This window comes from Pseudomonas sp. MF06569 (genome assembly GCF_059862735.1).
Genome location: NZ_JCBCUZ010000039.1, coordinates 1 through 18174, shown reverse-complemented (window position 1 = coordinate 18174; position 18174 = coordinate 1). Strand labels below are relative to the sequence as shown.

At 59.7% G+C, this 18174-nt stretch carries 14 protein-coding genes; 9 read left to right on the top strand and 5 right to left on the bottom strand.

Translation table 11 applies throughout. From position 1 onward, the window contains the following. Positions 1-162: 162 nt before the first annotated feature. The 3 genes from AC19YQ_RS23125 to AC19YQ_RS23115 all read left to right on the top strand — a co-directional run bounded on the left by AC19YQ_RS23125 (position 163) and on the right by AC19YQ_RS23115 (position 4172). The gene (locus tag AC19YQ_RS23125; protein WP_500596045.1) at positions 163-663 is read left to right on the top strand and encodes a sigma-70 family RNA polymerase sigma factor; all 501 of its coding nucleotides are present in this window, start codon (positions 163-165) and stop codon (positions 661-663) included. Beyond that, positions 660-1637 carry a FecR domain-containing protein gene (locus AC19YQ_RS23120; RefSeq protein WP_500596037.1) on the top strand — a complete coding sequence of 326 codons (978 nt, stop codon included), beginning with the start codon at positions 660-662 and terminating at the stop codon, positions 1635-1637. Before AC19YQ_RS23125 ends, AC19YQ_RS23120 begins: the two co-directional genes overlap by 4 nt. A 99-nt stretch (positions 1638-1736) precedes the next feature. After that, positions 1737-4172 (top strand): TonB-dependent siderophore receptor, encoded by a 2436-nt coding sequence (locus AC19YQ_RS23115; RefSeq protein ID WP_500596036.1) that lies wholly within the window; start codon positions 1737-1739, stop codon positions 4170-4172. A gap of 133 nt (positions 4173-4305) precedes the next feature. On the opposite strand, the gene AC19YQ_RS23110 is transcribed toward AC19YQ_RS23115, so the two are convergent. The 3 genes from AC19YQ_RS23110 to AC19YQ_RS23100 all read right to left on the bottom strand — a co-directional run bounded on the left by AC19YQ_RS23110 (position 4306) and on the right by AC19YQ_RS23100 (position 9083). Then, positions 4306-5550 carry a D-mannose isomerase gene (locus AC19YQ_RS23110; protein ID WP_500596035.1) on the bottom strand — a complete coding sequence of 415 codons (1245 nt, stop codon included), beginning with the start codon at positions 5548-5550 and terminating at the stop codon, positions 4306-4308. Between the two features lie 92 nt (positions 5551-5642). Then, a complete protein-coding gene (locus AC19YQ_RS23105; RefSeq protein WP_219261332.1) occupies positions 5643-6506 on the bottom strand; it encodes a LysR family transcriptional regulator in 864 nt (287 codons plus the stop codon). Between the two features lie 102 nt (positions 6507-6608). Beyond that, entirely contained in the window at positions 6609-9083 is a 2475-nt protein-coding gene (locus AC19YQ_RS23100) for a TonB-dependent siderophore receptor (protein ID WP_500596034.1), read from the bottom strand. Positions 9084-9410: 327 nt separating this feature from the next. On the opposite strand from AC19YQ_RS23100, the gene AC19YQ_RS23095 reads away from it, so the two are divergent. Beyond that, on the top strand, positions 9411-10277 hold the full coding sequence (locus AC19YQ_RS23095) for a pirin family protein (protein ID WP_326398183.1): 867 nt from the start codon (positions 9411-9413) through the stop codon (positions 10275-10277). A 112-nt stretch (positions 10278-10389) separates the two neighbouring features. On the opposite strand, the gene AC19YQ_RS23090 is transcribed toward AC19YQ_RS23095, so the two are convergent. Together AC19YQ_RS23090 and AC19YQ_RS23085 are read right to left on the bottom strand one after the other, a co-directional pair. After that, positions 10390-11571: an acetyl-CoA C-acyltransferase family protein gene (locus AC19YQ_RS23090; RefSeq protein WP_500596033.1), complete on the bottom strand. Its 1182-nt coding sequence runs from the start codon at positions 11569-11571 to the stop codon at positions 10390-10392. 39 nt (positions 11572-11610) lie between these two features. Beyond that, on the bottom strand, positions 11611-12531 hold the full coding sequence (locus AC19YQ_RS23085) for a LysR family transcriptional regulator (RefSeq protein ID WP_133079417.1): 921 nt from the start codon (positions 12529-12531) through the stop codon (positions 11611-11613). A 133-nt stretch (positions 12532-12664) separates the two neighbouring features. On the opposite strand from AC19YQ_RS23085, the gene leuC reads away from it, so the two are divergent. The 5 genes from leuC to asd all read left to right on the top strand — a co-directional run bounded on the left by leuC (position 12665) and on the right by asd (position 17947). After that, a complete protein-coding gene (gene leuC, locus AC19YQ_RS23080) occupies positions 12665-14083 on the top strand; it encodes a 3-isopropylmalate dehydratase large subunit (RefSeq protein WP_219261339.1) in 1419 nt (472 codons plus the stop codon). A 10-nt stretch (positions 14084-14093) separates the two neighbouring features. Then, complete coding sequence (gene leuD / locus AC19YQ_RS23075) at positions 14094-14738, top strand: 3-isopropylmalate dehydratase small subunit (RefSeq protein ID WP_326398181.1); 645 nt, start codon at positions 14094-14096, stop codon at positions 14736-14738. Positions 14739-14858: 120 nt separating this feature from the next. Further along, positions 14859-15626, top strand: coding sequence for a class I SAM-dependent methyltransferase (locus AC19YQ_RS23070; RefSeq protein WP_339477648.1), 768 nt, complete (start codon positions 14859-14861; stop codon positions 15624-15626). Between the two features lie 57 nt (positions 15627-15683). After that, positions 15684-16766 (top strand): 3-isopropylmalate dehydrogenase, encoded by a 1083-nt coding sequence (gene leuB, locus AC19YQ_RS23065; RefSeq protein WP_133079413.1) that lies wholly within the window; start codon positions 15684-15686, stop codon positions 16764-16766. A gap of 68 nt (positions 16767-16834) precedes the next feature. Next, positions 16835-17947, top strand: coding sequence for an aspartate-semialdehyde dehydrogenase (asd, locus tag AC19YQ_RS23060; protein ID WP_133079412.1), 1113 nt, complete (start codon positions 16835-16837; stop codon positions 17945-17947). The last annotated feature ends 227 nt before the right edge of the window (positions 17948-18174 follow it).

Sequence of the window (18174 nt, the reverse complement as noted above, 5' to 3'; positions counted from 1 at the left end):
GGGCTTGCTCGCGATGAGGGCGGCGCGCAGTTTCTGGCCAGTCCCGTTGCGACCATCGTGAGCCAGCCACTTCCACAAGTGTTGTAACTTGCAATTACTTCCTATCCGACGATAATGCGACTTATTGCTATTTAAGTCTGGTTATCTATCGTGTCTAGCCCTGTGGACCCCAAAAACCTGTTGGCAAGTCTGTATCACGACAATCATGCGTGGCTGCGCGGCTGGCTATCGCGACAGGTGCGTTGCCCACAGGATGCGGCTGATCTGACCCAGGACACATTTCTGCGTGCCTGGGATGCCCGGCAACTGGAGCGTATCCAGGAGCCCAGGGCGTATCTGAGTACCGTCGCCCGCCGCTTGCTGTGTTCACTGTGGCGTCGCCGCAAGCTCGAGCAATCCTATCTGGATCAACTGGCCGATTTGCCCCAGGCCTATGCACCGTCTGCCGAAGACATTGCCCTGGTTCGCGAGGCGATTGAAGCCATCGATCGGGTGCTTGAAGGGCTGCCGTCACGGGTGAAGCGGGCCTTTTTGCTCAATCGCCTTGAAGGCATGCCCCAGCAGGCCATCGCTGACCAGTTGGGGGTCTCGCTGGCCACGGTCGAACGTGATTTGCGTCGCGCCTTTGTTCATTGTCTGGGGCAAACGGAGTCGGTCCTATGAGTACAGCCCGAGTTGATCCGATTACCCGTGCAGCCATTGACTGGATGCTGCGCCTGGAGTCCGGGCAGGCCTGCCCTTCGGAGCGGCAGGTGTTCAAGGCATGGTTGGCCGAGAGCCCCGAAAACATGGCCGCATGGCAGCGGGTGGCTGGCGTTCTGAAAGCCCCTGTGGCTGATATGCAATCGGTAGAGCGGCGCAGCCCCGGGCAAATGCAGGCCGCACGTCGGGCATTGTTGGCCGGTACTTCTCCGGTTCGTAAAAAGACCCTGCAAGGCGGCTTGTTACTGTTGCTGCTTGGCCTGGGTGCCGTAGGCCTGGTGGATCGTGTGACCCCACTGACGGGCTTGATGGCCGACCAGCACACGGCAACCGGTGAGCGCAAAACCATCGAGCTGGTGGATGGCAGCCTGCTCACACTCAACGCCCGAAGTGCAGTCGATATTGAGTTCACACAAGGTCAGCGACGGGTGCGATTGCGCGAAGGCGAGTTGCAGGTGGAGGTGGCCGCCGATGCCGGGCGCCCGTTTGTGGTGGTCACGGCCCAAGGCCAGGTGCAGGCCCTTGGGACACGCTTTATGGTGCGTCAGGGGGCGGGCGAAAGCCTGGCCAGCGTGCAACAGCACAGTGTGCAACTGAACACTCTGGGCGGTCAGCAGCGGCGTATAGACACCGGCCAGGCCGTGTCTTTCACGGCCAGCCAGATTGACCCGCAAACCCCTACATCCCGTAGCCAGACCGATTGGCTCCACGGCCGTGTAGAGCTGCATGACGAACCGTTGTCGGCCCTGGTCGACGCGCTTGCGCCTTACCAGGCGGGGGTGTTGCGCATCAGTCCCGAGGCTGCACGGGTGCGGGTGTTCGGGGTGTTCCCCCTGGACAACACCGCCCAAACCCTGAGCGCGCTGGCGCAAACCTTGCCGATCAAGGTCACGCGTTACGGCCCGTGGTTGACCCTGATTGATGTGAATCGGTAAACCAGCCGAATGGGAATTAATTGCAAATAGTGTGAGGGGAAATCCTTGCTCGTTGGTCAAGGTTACAACTGCCTACCTTGCAACGAGAAAGGACGCCCCATGCCGTATGCCCCGCTAAGACCTTGCCTGCTGGCACTGACGATCACCCTGAGCATTGCGGGTCACTTGCCAAGTGCGGTGGCTGAAGCGGTGCACAGTGAGCAAAGTGCCGTTCGGTTTTTTGACCTGCCTGCCGCGCCTTTGAGCGTGACCCTGAGCCGGATCGCCCGTGACAGCAACCTGACCCTGTCCATTACGCCTGCCTTGCTGCAGGGCAGGCACTCCGCGCCGGTGAACGGCATGTACACACCGCAACAGGCTGCCGAACGTGCTCTGGCGGGCAGTGGCCTGGGCCTGAGCGTGACCGACAGCGGCGCCTTGAGTGTTTACCCGCAGGCTGAGGCGGGCGCGTTGAACCTGGGTGCGACCAACGTGTCGGCGCGTGTGGGCGAAGATGGTCGTGGCCACGTTGATGGCTTTGTCGCCACCCGTTCGGCCACCGCGACCAAAACCGACACGCCGATTCTGGAGATCCCCCAGACCATCAACGTGGTCACTGCTGATCAGGTGCAGGTGCAGGGCGCCCGCGACCTGACACAAGCGCTGCGTTATACGCCAGGCGTGAGCACCAACGGCTACACCGATCGCAACACCATCGCTGACGAGATCACCAGTCGGGGTTTTGCCCCCACGCTGCTCTACCTCGATGGCGCCTACCTGCCGTCAGCCGGCAGCCTGGGCGGCACCCCGCAGATCGATCCCTACACTCTGGAGCGTATCGAAGTGCTCAAGGGCCCGTCCTCCGTGCTGTATGGGCAAAACCAGCCGGGGGGGATGATCAATATGGTCTCCAAGCGTCCGGGCACCGAGGCCAGGCACCAGGTCAAGGTCGGCACCGGCAGTTTTGACCGTTACAACCTGGCCTTTGATACCACCGGCCCGCTGGACGATGCCAAAACCCTGAGCTATCGGCTGATCGGTGTGGGCAATACCGGCAGCGAGCAGGTGGACCACACCGAAGACTCGCGCATGCTGCTGGCGCCCAGCTTCACCTGGGCCCCCAATGACAGCACCGAACTGACACTGTATGCGCAGTTGCAGCGCGATGACGCCTTGGCCGACTATCAGGCCTTGCCCGCGGTGGGCAGCCTGTACCGCAACTCCCAGGGCAACAAGATTGATCGCGACATTTTTTTGGGCGACTCGAAATGGAACGACTACAAGCGCGACCAATATGTGGTGGGCTATCAGTTTTCCCATGACTTCAACGAGGTCATGACGTATCGCCAGAGCCTGAGCTACATCGACGTCAATGACCGCTACAAGGGGTTTTACCTCAACCGTTTTGTCACGGCCCCGGACGGTGCTACCGACACCCATGCTAGCCGTACCAAGCTCGACTGGCGCCAGCAAAACAGCTCGTACAGCTTCGACAACCATCTGCAAAACGACTTCACCACCGGCCCCCTGCAGCACACCTTGCTGGTGGGTCTGGACTACCGTCAGTTCGCCCGCAAGTATCAGGGCTACAACCTGTCCGGCAGCGAAGTCATCGGCCTCTACAACCCGACCAACTACCGCACCATGGGCGTCCCGACCCTGACCACCAAGTGGGATAACCGGGTCAAGCAAACCGGGCTGTATGTGCAGGACCAGATCAAGCTCGACAACTTTATCCTGACCATTGGCGGTCGCCACGACTGGGCAAAAGTCGAAAACAACGATTTGCTGGCCCGTTCCCGGGAGACGCAAAACGACAACAAATTCACCGGCCGCGTGGGCCTGACCTACGTCACCTCGTTTGGCCTGGCGCCGTACATCAGCTACACCGAGTCGTTCTTGCCGTCAGTGGGCACCTCGGCGCCAGACCGTGGCGCCAAGGCATTCGAGCCGATGACGGGCAAGCAATATGAGGTGGGGGTCAAGTATCAGCCCAATGACACCTCATTGCTCACCGCCTCGGTGTTCGAAATCACCCAGCAAAATGTCCTTACGGGCGACCTTGAGTACCTGGAATATCAAGTCCAGGAAGGTGAGGTCAGGTCGCGGGGCATTGAAGTGGAAGGCAAAAGCAGCTTCAACAACATCGACCTGATCGCGTCTGTGTCGTATCTGGATGTGATCTATACCAAGTCCAACTACGGCAACGAAGGCAACCGCAGCGAGGCTCAATCACCGTGGGCGGCCAGTGTGTGGGCGGACTATCACTTTACCGGGCAGGCGCTTGAAGGCGTGACCCTGGGCGGCGGAGCCCGTTACACCGGGAAAAACTTCGGTGACTCGGCCAACACCTTCAAGACGCCTTCGTTTGTGGTGTATGACGCCACGCTCAGCTATGACCTTGCGGCACTGGACTCGAGCCTGAAAGGGGTCAGCACTAGCCTCAACGTACAGAACCTGTTTGATCGCGAGTACGTTTCCTCGTGCAACTACAGTTTCGGCTGTTACTACGGGCAGCAAAGGACGGCGGCGCTGGAAGTCAAATACGACTGGTGATGTCACTGCCATCGCCATCGACCTGTAGTCGCTGCCGAGGAACGAAGGCTGCGATGCCGACGCCTCGATCTATCAGAGACATTGAAGCGTCTGCATTAGCGATCGCTCCTCAGCGGCTATAGCCCGGGTTTTTTCAGCGGCGCAATTTGAGTGCACTGGCCAGGCTGATGGCCAGCGGCAGGCGGGGCAGCAAGGTGGCCTGGTAAGCATGGTAAAGGTCCGGCTTGCCGGGCCAGATGTTTTCCGAAGGCTGGTTGTCGATCCCCAGTTCGTGGTGCCAGCTGCCGTTCACACGATCGATCATGTGCAGGTCGATATAGTCCCAGAACGCTTGATACCAGACTTCGTACTCATGCTCGTCGGTGCGTTGCAACAACGCTGCAGCCGCAGCCGCGGCTTCAGCGAGGGTCCAGTGCAGGCGTTCGCGCACCACTGGCTGGTTGTTCCAGTCCAGGGTGTAGACAATTCCGCTGCCGCCATCGGCATTCCAGCCATGTTTGCACGCGCTGTTGAACAGTTGGCGTGCGTCTTCGAGCAACCACTGGGGCGCCGACAAGCCGCGGTGTTTACGGGCTGCTTCCAGGTGCAGCAACAAACGCGCCCATTCAAAAGCGTGCCCCGGGGTTTTACCGAAAGGACGAAAGCCATCTGCCGGGTTGTCGCGGTTGTAGTCGGGCAACGGCTGCCAGAGTGCATCGAAATGTTCGACGGGCAGGTAGTCGGACTGCGCGGCATGCTGATGGATGACCCGCTCGGCAATGCACAAGGCACGATCGAGCCACAGGTCTTCGTCGAGCACATCGGCCAGGGCCAGAAAGACTTCGGTGCCATGCATGTTGCTGTTGGCCCCGCGATAGGCCTCGCAGTCACTCCAGTCGCTGGCAAAGCTTTCCAGCAAGGCGCCTTCTTCTTGCGACCAGAAATGGTTTTCGAGGATCTGCACGGCATCAGCCAGCAGCTCGGCTGAGCCGCCCCGTCCGGCGACCGCCGCGGAACTGGCAGCCAGGGCTACAAAAGCATGGAGGTACGCGGCTTTGCGGGTATTGCCATCCTGGGCGTTGGGGGTGGCAAACCAGCCACCCTGCACCGCATCGCGTAGGGGGCCGGCCAGTGCTGCCAGGCCGTGGTCGATCAGCGGGGCGCAGCCGGGCAGGCCTTGAATATGGGCAAGGGCAAAGCTGTGCACCATGCGTGCCGTGGTGATGGTGTCAGCCGGGGCATCATCCGGTCGTCGTCCAAACCGGTCCAGTTGGGCGAAGCCAGATGGCACGCGCGCCGCCTTGGCGAAGTCCAGCAGTGACTGGCCCTGATCGCGCAGCCACTGTTGATGGGGTGCGCTGGTGAGCCAGCTTTCGTTGGTCCGGGTGAGGTCGGTCATGTGCCACCTGTAGTGTTCTTATTCGTTATTCAACGCTCGCAGACTAAGGGATCGGGCATAAAGCTGAAAGCTTTCATCTCAGGGGCACTGGCTTAAATTTCCGGCTCCCAGCGCTGCGACCAGTCGCTGTCTTGCTTGACGATCTCGCGCAACAGCGCGATGGCGTGTTGCAAGGCGGCGCAGTCCCTTTCCCGTGAGTACACGAGGTAAGTGGGGTAGCTGAATTCGGGGGCTTTAGGGACGCGTTCCAGCGCGCCGCTGTCCAGGTAGCTCTTGACCACCCGTGTGCGGAAATAGCCGCTGCCGCCGTTTTCCAGAATGTAATGCAGCGCCACCGGCCCCAGGTTGAAGCTGATGGCTGCCCGCGCCTTGTCGGGGAGGGCGGCATCATGCTGGCGGCGAAAGTCCTCGCCCCATTCGATGTACACATAGGGTTCGGGCTGCTCGGGGCGGCGAATCTGGATCAGTTTTTCTTCCAGTAACTGCTCCACCTGTACCCCGGGCCAGTAGGCGGGTTGATAGACCAGTGCCGCGTCCAGCAGGCCCATTTCAACCTGGCGCAGCAACTGCTCGGCGTCGCTGATCTGTATGCGCAGGGCATGGGTGGTGAGGTGTTGGCGCAGGACTTTGGCCCAGTTCAGGATCAGCGGATTGCACAGGCTGACTTCACCGCCGATGTGCAGCAACTGATGCAGGCCTTCGGGTCGTGGCAGGTCTCGGCGGGCGGCTTCCCAGGTCTGCAGCAATTGATTGGCGTACACCACAAACGCCTCGCCCTCGGGGGTCAGCCTGGCGCCTGCGCGATTGCGAATAAACAGGGTCACGCCCAGCAGGCTTTCGAGCTTGTGCACCCGCGCGGTCACGGCAGTCTGGGTGACATGCAGTTTTTCGGCAGCGCCGACCAGGCTGCCGTAGCGAACGATTTCAAGAAAGGTGCGAGCCAGGTCGAGGTCCATAAACGCGCCAGTGAGCAAGGGGCGTTCAGTGTAAGGGAGAACAGGCTGCTGCTCACCCTCAAACCTCTGCGGGAGCAGGCAAGCCCGCTCCCGCACTTCAGGTCAGAAGGTGTATTTGGAGGTCAGCATCAGGCTGCGAGGTTCGCCGTAGTAGGTGGTGCTGAAGTTGCCCAGGCCCGACAGGTATTTCTTGTCGAACACGTTGTTGGCGTTGAGGTTGAACGACAGGTGTTCGTTGTACTCGTAGCGGGTCATCAGGTTGACCAGCGCAAAGCTTTGCTGCTCGATGATGTCGTAGTCTTCTTTGGCCGAGTTGTAGATCTTGCCGTAGAACGGGCTCTGCCAGTTCACGCCACCGCCCACGGTCACCTTGTTCATCACGCCCGGCAGGCGGTAGGTGGTAAACACCCGCGCCACGTTTTCCGGTTTGGTGGTTTCCAGCGGGTAGCCATAGACACGCTCCCCATCATCGGAGCGAGTTCTGGCGTAGGTGTAGCCTGCCATCAGGTTCCAGTCCGGCATCAGCTCACCGGACAGCTCAAGTTCAATGCCGTTGGTGGTTGCACCATCCAGGGATTCGAAGATGCCCAGGTTGGTGTTTGCGTTTGTGCCCACCTGGATGGGTACATTTTTCTGTTCGGTACGGAACACCGCCGCACTGGTATTCAAGCGGCCATCGAAGTACTCGGCCTTGACGCCGAGTTCGTAGCTGTTGCCTTCAGTGGGTGCCAGGGTGGCGCCAGAACCGCTTTGCTCGGTGAGGGGTTTATAGATGGAGGTGTAGCTGCCATACACCGAGTAGTTTTCATTGATGTCATACACCACGCCAGCGTAGGGCGTCACCTCGCCGTGTTGCTTGGCAGAGGTTTTGTTGTCCTGGAAGTTGCTGCTCTGCTGGTAATACCGGTAGGTGCTGTTGTACTGGAAGTCACTCAGGCGGCTGCCGAGGATAATCGACCAGTCGTCCGCGGGCTTGAAGCGTGCGGCGATGTAGGCGCTGTTCTGATTCTGGTTGGTTTCATATTTGCCGTTCTTCGGGAAGTCCGGCCGTGGGTAGTTGCCGTTCCAGTCAAAGATGCTTTCGGACAGCACACGATATTCGCTGCTGTCGAAGGTCGCCCCGGTCTGGCGGGAGGACTGGGACGTGGCGCCGACCACCAGTTCATGCTCGCGGCCAAACAGGGTAAACGGGCCGGTGGCATTGATATCGACAGTGTTTTGGACGCGATGGCCTTCCCAGTGACCCCAGTAGAAGGACATGCCGTCGCCTGTCACCGGATCAGGCATGCCGCCACTGGCCGAGCCCAGCAGGGTGTCGTGGTCGTTGGTTTGCTGGGTCAGGCTGCCTTTGACTTTCCAGTCATTGGCAAAGCGGTGCTCCAGGGAGGCGAAGGTCGTCTGGATTTGAACGTCGCGACGGCTCCAGTCGGTGGCCGGGTTGAACGAGCGGCTGAAATCGGTCTTGGTGTAGTTGGAGTAGTAGTACGGGTTGCCGGTCCAGGACGAGCCGCGTGGCTTGATGTTCTGGTAGTCCATGCCAAAGGTGAGCAGGGTGTCGGGGGTAAGGTCGGCCTGGATGATGCCGTACATCACATCATTCTTTTTTGAATAGTGATCGCGGTACGAGTCGGCATCCTGGTACACCGCCACCATGCGACCGCGCACACTGCCATCTTCATTCAGCGGCCCCGAAATATCGCCTTCGGTGCGGTAGTTGTCCCACGAACCTGCGCTGGCCGAGATCGAGGCCTTGAAGTCGCGGGTCGGCTTTTTGCGGATCAGGTTGACCGTGGCCGAAGGCTCGCCCGAGCCGGACAGCAGGCCGGTGGCACCCTTGACGATATCTACCCGGTCATACAGGGCCATGTCGACCTTGGTTGCGCCTTCATCGAACACCCCGTCATACAGCGTGTTGACACCGTCGTACTGGAAGTTGGTGATTGCATAGCCGCGGGCCGAGTATTCCATCCGGTCGCTGTCGTAGGCCTGGGTGGACACGCCCGGCGCGTTGCGCAGCACGTCACCGATACTTTGGGCCGCCTGGTCGTCCATCATCTGGCGGGTGACTACGGTCACGGTTTGCGGGGTCTCGCGCAATGAAAGGGCCAGTTTGGTCGAGCTGTTGCTGGCCCCGGTGGTGTAGGAACGGGTGTCTTCGGTGGTAAGCGAGTCGCCCGGACCCTGGCCGGAAACAGTGGTCGCACCCAATTCCAGGCCTTTGCCTTGGGGGGCGCTCAGAATCACCGTGTCGCCATTGAGCTGATACGAAATGCCGCTGCCTTGCAGCAGGGACTCCAGAGCCTTGACCGGTTCGAGCGAGCCGGACACGGGGCGGGACGTGATGCCTTGAACCTGATCCGGGCTATACAGGATTTGCAGATTGGCTTGCTTGCCCAGTTCATTCAGCGCGCTGGCCAGTGATTGAGACGGAATATTCAAGGCCACTGGCGCCGCCTGGGCAATGGATGAAACCAGCAATACCGAGGCTACAAAGGCGCTGGACAGCAGGGTGCGGCGAACAGTCTGGCGCTGGGTAGCGATCGAAAGAGGGGTCCGGCTCAAGTTGGGTCGTTGCATCGCGTGCCTAGGCTCCGAAGTGGGGAATTTCTTTTTTGTTAATGGGAATAGTTATTAGACGCAGCGCGATGGAGAAACCAGAAACAGGATTTTCAAATAGTTTTATTTAGCTGATGGCCACAGTCGGGGCCTTGGTGGGGGCGGGCTTGCTCGCGATGCAGGCGACTCGGTTTGCCTGATTGATCCCATTGATGCCATCGCGAGCAAGCCCGCTCCCACAGTGCAATAGATTGTTCTGTTAGTGGGACGATTAGTGTCAAAAACACTGTCTAGTCTTATAGATGAATCGAATCTAAGCTTGTCCCCATGATTGACAGGAGGTGCAACATGAAAAAGATTCTGGGTGTGTACACAGCTCCCCGTCCCCATTGGGTCGGTGATGGCTTTCCGGTTCGCACGTTGTTTTCCTATGACAGCATGGGCAAATACATCAGCCCGTTCCTGCTGCTTGATTACGCTGGGCCAGCCGAGTTCTCGCCAACCACAGAGCGTCGTGGTGTGGGCCAGCACCCCCATCGTGGTTTCGAAACCGTGACCATCGTCTACAAAGGCGAAGTTGAGCACCGTGATTCCACCGGTAACGGCGGGGTGATCGGCCCTGGTGATGTGCAATGGATGACTGCGGCTTCGGGGATCCTGCACGAGGAGTTTCATTCCGAGGCGTTTGCCCGCAGTGGCGGCCCGCTGGAAATGGTGCAGCTATGGGTCAACCTGCCGGCCAGGGACAAAATGTCGGCGCCGGGGTATCAGGGCATTGTGGACCGGGATATTCCTGATCTGGCGCTAAAGGACGATGCCGGTCGGTTGCGCCTGATTGCCGGTGAGTTCGATGGCACGCGTGGCCCGGCGCGGACCTTCACCGATATCGACGTGTGGGACATCCGCCTGAACGCGGGCAAGTCAGCGACATTCGATGTGCATCAGGGTCGCAACACGGCGCTGGTGGTGTTGCACGGTGCGGTTGAGGTCAACGGTCAGGAAGTGGTGCGCGAAGGGCAGTTGGCGCTGTTCGAGCGTGACGGTTCGCAAGTCCGGCTTGAGGCCAATAACGATGCGGTGCTGCTGATCCTGAGTGGTGAGCCGATCGACGAACCGATCGTGGGGCATGGCCCGTTTGTGATGAACACGGATGCCGAGATCCAGCAGGCATTTGTTGACTTCCAGTCGGGCAAGTTTGGCCGTATGCCTGCGTAGTGCCATGCGACCTGTGGGAGCGGGCTTGCCCGCGATGGCATCGCCCTGGTTTACCTGACAGACCGCGGGGCCTGCATCGCGAGCAAGCCCGCTCCCACACATGCACGAGGGTTCAAACCCGTTCGAAAATCACCGCGATGCCCTGGCCGCCGCCGATGCACATGGTTGCCAGGGCGTAGCGGCCCTTGATCCGGTGCAGTTCATGGATGGCCTTGGTGGCGATGATCGCGCCGGTGGCGCCAACCGGGTGCCCCAGGGCGATCCCCGAGCCATTGGGGTTGACCTTGGCCGGGTCCATGTCCAGCTCCTGCATCACGGCGCAGGCTTGGGCGGCGAAGGCGATATTGGCTTCGATGACGTCCATGTCTTCAATGTTCAACCCCGCCCGCTTAAGCGCCAGGCGCGTTGCCGGAATCGGTCCAAGGCCCATCAATTCGGGTTCTACCCCGGCATGGGCATACGCCACCAGGCGGGCCATTGGCGTCAGGTTGCCAGCCTGTACCGCAGCGCCACTGGCCAATACCAGCGCCGCTGCACCGTCATTGAGCCCTGATGCGTTGCCAGCGGTCACGCTGCCGTCCTTCTTGAACGCAGGTTTCATCTGCGCCAGCTGTTCCAGGGTGGTGGCCCGCGGGTGTTCGTCCTGACTGAACATCACACTGCCCTTGCGGCTGCGTACCTCAACTGCGGCGATCTGACTGTTGAAGTACCCCTGGGCGATGGCGCGCGCTGCGCGCTGCTGGTCTTCACATGCCAGGGCATCCTGGGTCTGGCGGCTGATGCTGTTGCGCTGGGCGATGTTCTCGGCGGTGACGCCCATATGAATGCCGTGGAACGGGTCGTGCAGAATGCCGAGCATGTAATCGAGCATCTGCCCATCCCCCATGCGCGCTCCCCAACGGGCAGCAGGCAGCAGGTACGGGCCGCGACTCATGGCTTCGGCCCCGGCGCCAATGGCAAATTCGGCATCGCCGAGCATCAGGCTGTGGGCGGCCGAAATAATGGCCTGCAAGCCGGAGCCGCAGAGGCGATTGACGTTATAGGCCGGGGTTTCTTTGGGGATCCCGGCATTGATCGCGGCGACTCGCGCCAGGTAGGCATCCTGGGGCTCGGTTGGAATCACGTTGCCCATCACTACGTGGCCGATGCGCTCGGGATCGACCTGGCTGCTCAGCAACGCGGCTTTTACGGCGGCGGTGGCCAGGTCGGCCAGAGGCACGTCCTTGAGTGCGCCACCAAACGTACCAATGGCCGTTCGCTGGGCGCTGAGAATGAAAATGTCAGGAGCTTGCATGGCGAATCCTTGTTGTTTTAATGGGCCAAATGCGCTGGATTATTTCACTGGGCTGCTTAGTGGAGCGTCGTCCGTTTGAAGGGGCCGGGTGTCGACCTGGCCATCCAGAAGGGTCATGAAGGCATGGGCCGCATTGGACAGGGTTCGCTCCGTATGCAGGATATAACCCAGCTGGCGCGTCAACTGGATGCCGGGCAAGGCAATCGATGCCACTTGCTCGTCGAGCATGGTGCGCGGCAGTACGCTCCAGGCCAGTCCGATGGAGACCATCATTTTGATGGTTTCCAGGTAGTTGGTGCTCATGGCGATATTGGGGGTAAGGCCCTGGGCTTCAAACAGGCGATGGACAATATGGTGGGTGAAGGTATTGCCGCCAGGGAACACCGCCGGATGACGCGCGATATCCGCCATGCTGACCGCCTTTTTCCGGGTCAGGCTATGCTCGGGGGCGACCACGAAGTCCAGCGGATCATCCCATACGGGGACGGCCCGAATCAGCGAGTGAGGTTCCGGTGCGAGGGTGATCACGGCCAGTTCGGCGCGGCCATGGAGAATTTCGTCATAGGCCACCTCTGAATCCAGGAACTGAATGTCCAGCGCGACTTTGGGATAGGTGCGGGTGAACTCGCGCAGCAAAGGCGGCAGGCGGTGCAGGCCAATGTGATGGCTGGTGGCCAGGGTCAGACGCCCGCTGACCTCACCATTGAGGTTGTTCAGCGCCCTGCGGGTGTCATCCAGCACGTTGAGAATCTGATAGGCCCGTGGCAGTAATGCCCGTCCCGCCTCGGTCAGGCTGACCTCACGCCCCAGCCGGTCGAACAGCCTGAGCTTGAGTTGCTGCTCGATACTGGCGATGCGTTTACTGATGGCGGGCTGGGTCAGGAACAGCCGTTCGGCGGCCCCGGAAAAGCTGCCGGTTTCAGCAATGGCAATAAAGGCATTGAGATTCGCGAGATCCATCTATTCGAATTCCTGTTGGTTATCCAAAGCATGAAAATTATGAATTTGAGTTATTAACTGTAACCCCATAGGATCGACCTCACAAGCCAAGTGGTTATTGGCACAGAAAAGTAGCTGATGAGGAAACCGTCTGATGGCCGGCAAAACGCTCTACGACAAGCTCTGGGATTCGCATTTGGTCAAGCAGCGCGACGATGGTTCGGCGCTGATCTATATCGACCGTCACATCATTCATGAAGTGACGTCGCCGCAGGCCTTTGAAGGTCTGCGTCTGGCCGGGCGCAAGCCTTGGCGCATCGATGCCAACATCGCCACCCCGGACCACAACGTACCGACCACGCCGGAACGCAAAGGCGGGATCGAAGCGATTGCTGACGAAGTTTCCCGTTTGCAGGTCCAGACCCTCGACGACAACTGCGACGAGTACGGCATTACCGAGTTCAAGATGAACGACGTGCGCCAGGGCATCGTTCACGTAATCGGCCCGGAGCAGGGCGCCACCTTGCCGGGTATGACCGTGGTCTGCGGCGACTCGCACACCTCGACCCACGGTGCATTCGGTGCATTGGCCCATGGCATCGGCACCTCCGAGGTTGAGCATGTGCTCGCCACGCAGTGTCTCGTCGCCAAGAAAATGAAGAACATGCTGGTGTCGGTCGAAGGGCAATTGCCGTTCGGCGTGACAGCCAAGGACATCGTACTGGCAGTGATCGGCAAGATCGGCACCGCAGGCGGCAATGGTCACGCCATCGAGTTTGCCGGCAGCGCGATCCGCGACTTGTCGGTTGAAGGCCGCATGACCATCTGCAACATGTCCATCGAAGCCGGTGCCCGCGTAGGCCTGGTAGCGGCGGATCAGAAGACGGTCGATTACGTGAAGGGTCGTCCGTTCTCTCCTAAAGGCGCCGAATGGGACATGGCAGTCGAAGCCTGGAAAGACCTGGTTTCCGACAGCGATGCAACCTTCGACACCGTGGTTGAACTCGACGCTGCCCAGATCAAGCCTCAAGTCAGCTGGGGTACTTCGCCCGAGATGGTATTGGCGGTTGATCAGAACGTGCCGGATCCGGCGCAGGAAGCCGACCTGGTCAAGCGCGGTTCGATCGAACGTGCGTTGAAGTACATGGGGTTGACGGCTAATCAGGCGATCACCGATATCCAGCTGGATCGCGTGTTTATCGGCTCGTGCACCAACTCTCGAATTGAAGACTTGCGTGCTGCAGCCGTGATTGCCAAAGGCCGTAAAGTGGCGTCCACCATCAAGCAGGCGATCGTGGTACCGGGCTCGGGCCTGGTCAAGGCCCAGGCTGAATCGGAAGGGCTGGACAAGATTTTCCTGGAGGCCGGTTTTGAATGGCGTGAGCCAGGTTGCTCGATGTGCCTGGCGATGAACCCGGACCGACTGGAGTCCGGCGAGCATTGCGCATCGACCTCCAACCGCAACTTCGAAGGCCGTCAGGGTGCCGGTGGCCGTACGCACCTGGTGAGCCCGGCAATGGCCGCCGCCGCCGCTGTGAACGGTCGTTTCATCGACGTCCGCGAATTGATCTAAGGAGCGCAGCATGAAAGCTTTTACTCAGCACACCGGTTTGGTCGCGCCTTTGGATCGAGCCAACGTGGACACGGACCAAATCATTCCCAAGCAGTTTTTGAAGTCGATCAAACGCACCGGCTTTGGTCCGAACCTGTTTGATGAATGGCGCTACCTGGATGTGGGGCAGCCCTATCAGGACAACTCCAAGCGTCCGCTGAACAAGGACTTTGTACTCAATGCCGAGCGTTATCAGGGCGCCAGTGTGTTGCTGGCCCGTGAAAACTTTGGCTGCGGCTCCAGCCGTGAGCACGCGCCCTGGGCGCTGGAAGAGTACGGATTTCGCAGCATCATCGCGCCGAGTTATGCCGACATCTTCTTCAATAACAGCTTCAAGAATGGCTTGTTGCCGATCATTTTAAGCGACGCCGAAGTGGATGAGCTGTTTGCCCAGGTCGAAGCCGAGCCGGGTTACCAGCTCAATATCGACCTTGAAGCACAAACCGTGACCCGTCCTGATGGCAAGGTCTTGAGCTTTGAGATCGATGCGTTTCGCAAGCACTGTTTGCTCAACGGCCTGGACGATATCGGTCTGACCCTGCAGGACGACGTGGCGATTGCCGCATTTGAAAGCAAGCACCGTGCAAGCCAGCCGTGGTTGTTCCGCGACGCTTGAATGGCCTCATCGCGGGCAAGCCCGGCTCCCACAGGGGAATGCATTTCAAATGTGGGAGCGGGCTTGCCCGCGATGACAGCAGTGTGGACAACCCAAGTCTTGCCCCTAAAAGGAAGTTTTATGACCAGCACCGCCCAGCACACCCAGGTTGTACAAAAGCAGTTCGGCGAACAGGCGTCGGCCTATCTGAGCAGTGCCGTGCACGCGCAAGGCACTGAGTTCGGCCTGCTAAAGGCTGAGCTGGCTGACAAACCGCAGGCGCGGGTGCTGGACCTGGGGTGTGGCGCGGGTCACGTGAGCTTTCACGTGGCAGCACTGGTCAAGGACGTCGTGGCCTACGACCTGTCGCAGCCAATGCTCGATGTGGTCAGTGCGGCGGCAACCGATCGCGGACTGGGCAACATCACCACCGTGTGCGGTGCGGCCGAGCGCCTGCCGTTTGCCGACGCTGAATTCGATTACGTACTCAGCCGTTATTCGACCCATCACTGGAACGACGTCGGCCTGGCTCTGCGCGAAGTTCGCCGGGTACTCAAGCCCGGTGGTGTAGCGGTGTTTATTGATGTGATGTCTCCGGGCAGTGCGTTGCTGGACACCTACCTGCAAGCGGTCGAGGTGCTGCGCGATACCAGCCATGTGCGCAACTACTCGGCGGGCGAATGGCTGCGTCAGGTCAGTGAGGCCGGTTTGCATACGCGCAGCACACAGCGTCAGCGTTTGCGTTTAGAGTTCAGCTCCTGGATCGAGCGCATGCGCACGCCGCAGGTCATGAGCGCGGCCATTCGCCAACTGCAGCAGGCTATGGGCAGCGAGGTTCGCGAGTATTTCGAGATTGAAGCCGATGGCACGTTCAGCACCGATGTGCTGGTGCTGTGGGCCGAGAAGTAACCCCAATATTTCAGGATGCGCCTGCGGGGGCATCAACAGACAAGAAAAGAGGAACCCATGAGCAAGCAGATTCTGATTCTCCCAGGCGACGGTATCGGTCCGGAAATCATGGCCGAAGCGGTCAAGGTGCTGGCATTGGCCAACGACAAGTTCAACCTGAACTTTGAACTGACCCACGACGTGATCGGCGGTGCTGCCATCGACAAGCATGGCGTGCCGCTGGCCGACGAGACCCTGGAACGCGCCCGTGCTGCGGACGCTGTACTGCTGGGCGCCGTGGGTGGCCCGAAATGGGACAAGATCGAACGCGACATTCGTCCTGAGCGCGGTCTGCTGAAAATCCGTGCGCAATTGGGTCTGTTCGGCAACCTGCGTCCGGCCATCCTGTACCCGCAACTGGCGGATGCTTCGAGCCTCAAGCCTGAAATCGTCGCGGGCCTGGATATCCTGATCGTTCGCGAACTGACTGGCGGCATTTATTTCGGCGCGCCACGTGGCACCCGCGAACTGGAAAACGGCGAGCGTCAGGCCTATGACACGCTGCCGTACAGCGAAAGTGAAATCCGTCGCATCGCCCGTGTCGGTTTCGACATGGCCCGTGTTCGCGGCAAAAAGCTGTGCTCGGTAGACAAGGCCAACGTGCTGGCTTCCAGCCAACTGTGGCGTGAAGTGGTCGAGCAAGTGGCCAAGGACTACCCGGACGTTGAACTGAGCCACATGTACGTCGACAACGCTGCCATGCAGCTGGTGCGTGCGCCCAAGCAATTTGACGTGATCGTGACCGAGAACATGTTCGGCGACATCCTGTCCGATCAGGCCTCGATGCTCACAGGGTCGATTGGCATGCTGCCGTCGGCGTCCCTGGATACCAACAATAAAGGCATGTACGAGCCGTGCCACGGTTCGGCGCCGGACATCGCGGGGCAGGGCATTGCCAACCCGCTGGCAACCATTTTGTCGGTCTCGATGATGCTGCGTTACAGCTTCAATCAGAGTGCTGCGGCCGATGCCATTGAGCAGGCGGTGAGCCTGGTTCTGGACCAGGGTTTGCGTACCGGGGACATCTGGTCGGCGGGTTGCACCAAGGTTGGAACACAGGAAATGGGCGACGCAGTAGTCGCCGCGCTACAGAATCTGTAATCTCTCTGGCCCGTTACTTCCTGTTGGTGGAAGTAACGACCCCACTTTTTGTTAAAGGTGTCGTTGTGATGAAGCGTGTAGGTCTGGTCGGTTGGCGCGGTATGGTTGGTTCCGTACTCATGCAGCGGATGCTGGAAGAGCAGGATTTCGATCTTATTGAGCCCGTGTTTTTTACTACCTCCAATGTCGGTGGACAAGGTCCGTCCGTGGGCAAAGAGATTGCCCCGCTCAAGGATGCTTACAACATTGAAGAGTTGAAAACCCTCGATGTGATTCTGACCTGCCAGGGCGGCGACTACACCACCGAGGTGTTCCCCAAGCTGCGTGAGGCGGGTTGGCAAGGTTACTGGATCGATGCGGCTTCGAGCCTGCGGATGCAGGATGACGCGGTCATTATTCTGGACCCGGTCAACCGCAAGGTGATCGACCAGCAACTGGATGCGGGCACCAAGAACTACATCGGCGGCAACTGCACCGTCAGCCTGATGCTTATGGGCCTGGGCGGCCTGTTCGAAGCGGGTCTGGTGGAATGGATGAGTGCCATGACCTACCAGGCGGCCTCGGGCGCCGGCGCGCAGAACATGCGTGAGCTGATCAAGCAAATGGGCGCGACCCATGCTGCGGTCGCAGATCAACTGGCTGATCCGGCCAGCGCCATCCTCGACATTGACCGTCGTGTTGCGCAAGCCATGCGCAGCGATGCGTACCCGACCGAGAACTTCGGCGTGCCACTGGCTGGCAGCTTGATCCCGTGGATCGATAAAGAGCTGCCAAACGGTCAGAGCCGCGAAGAATGGAAGGCGCAGGCTGAAACCAACAAGATCCTGGGTCGCTTCAAGAACCCGGTTCCGGTGGACGGCATTTGCGTGCGTATCGGTGCGATGCGTTGCCACAGCCAGGCATTGACCATCAAGCTGAACAAGGATGTGCCGATTGCTGATATCGAAGACCTGATCAGCCAGCACAACCCGTGGGTCAAGCTGGTGCCGAACCAGCGTGAAGCCAGCATTCAGGAACTGAGCCCGACCAAGGTGACAGGTACCCTGAATGTACCGGTTGGCCGTCTGCGCAAGCTGAACATGGGTTCGCAATTCCTCGGTGCTTTCACCGTAGGCGACCAATTGCTGTGGGGTGCGGCTGAGCCGTTGCGTCGCATGCTGCGGATCTTGCTGGAGCGTTAATGCTTCCTGGCTAGTAAAAGGCCCGCCTCTCGCAAGAGTGGCGGGTTTTTTATTGGGCAGGGCATGAGAACTCCGTGCATTTGTAGCGTTGCTCAAATCGGTGGGAGCAACTGTCATTGAGGATTTATTTTCAAATAATCCTTTCGGACATGGCTTCGCCAGCGATACCGCGTAGCGGTATTACTGGCGAAGCCCTCGCTTCAGTAAAGTGCCCCTCATTTGTTATC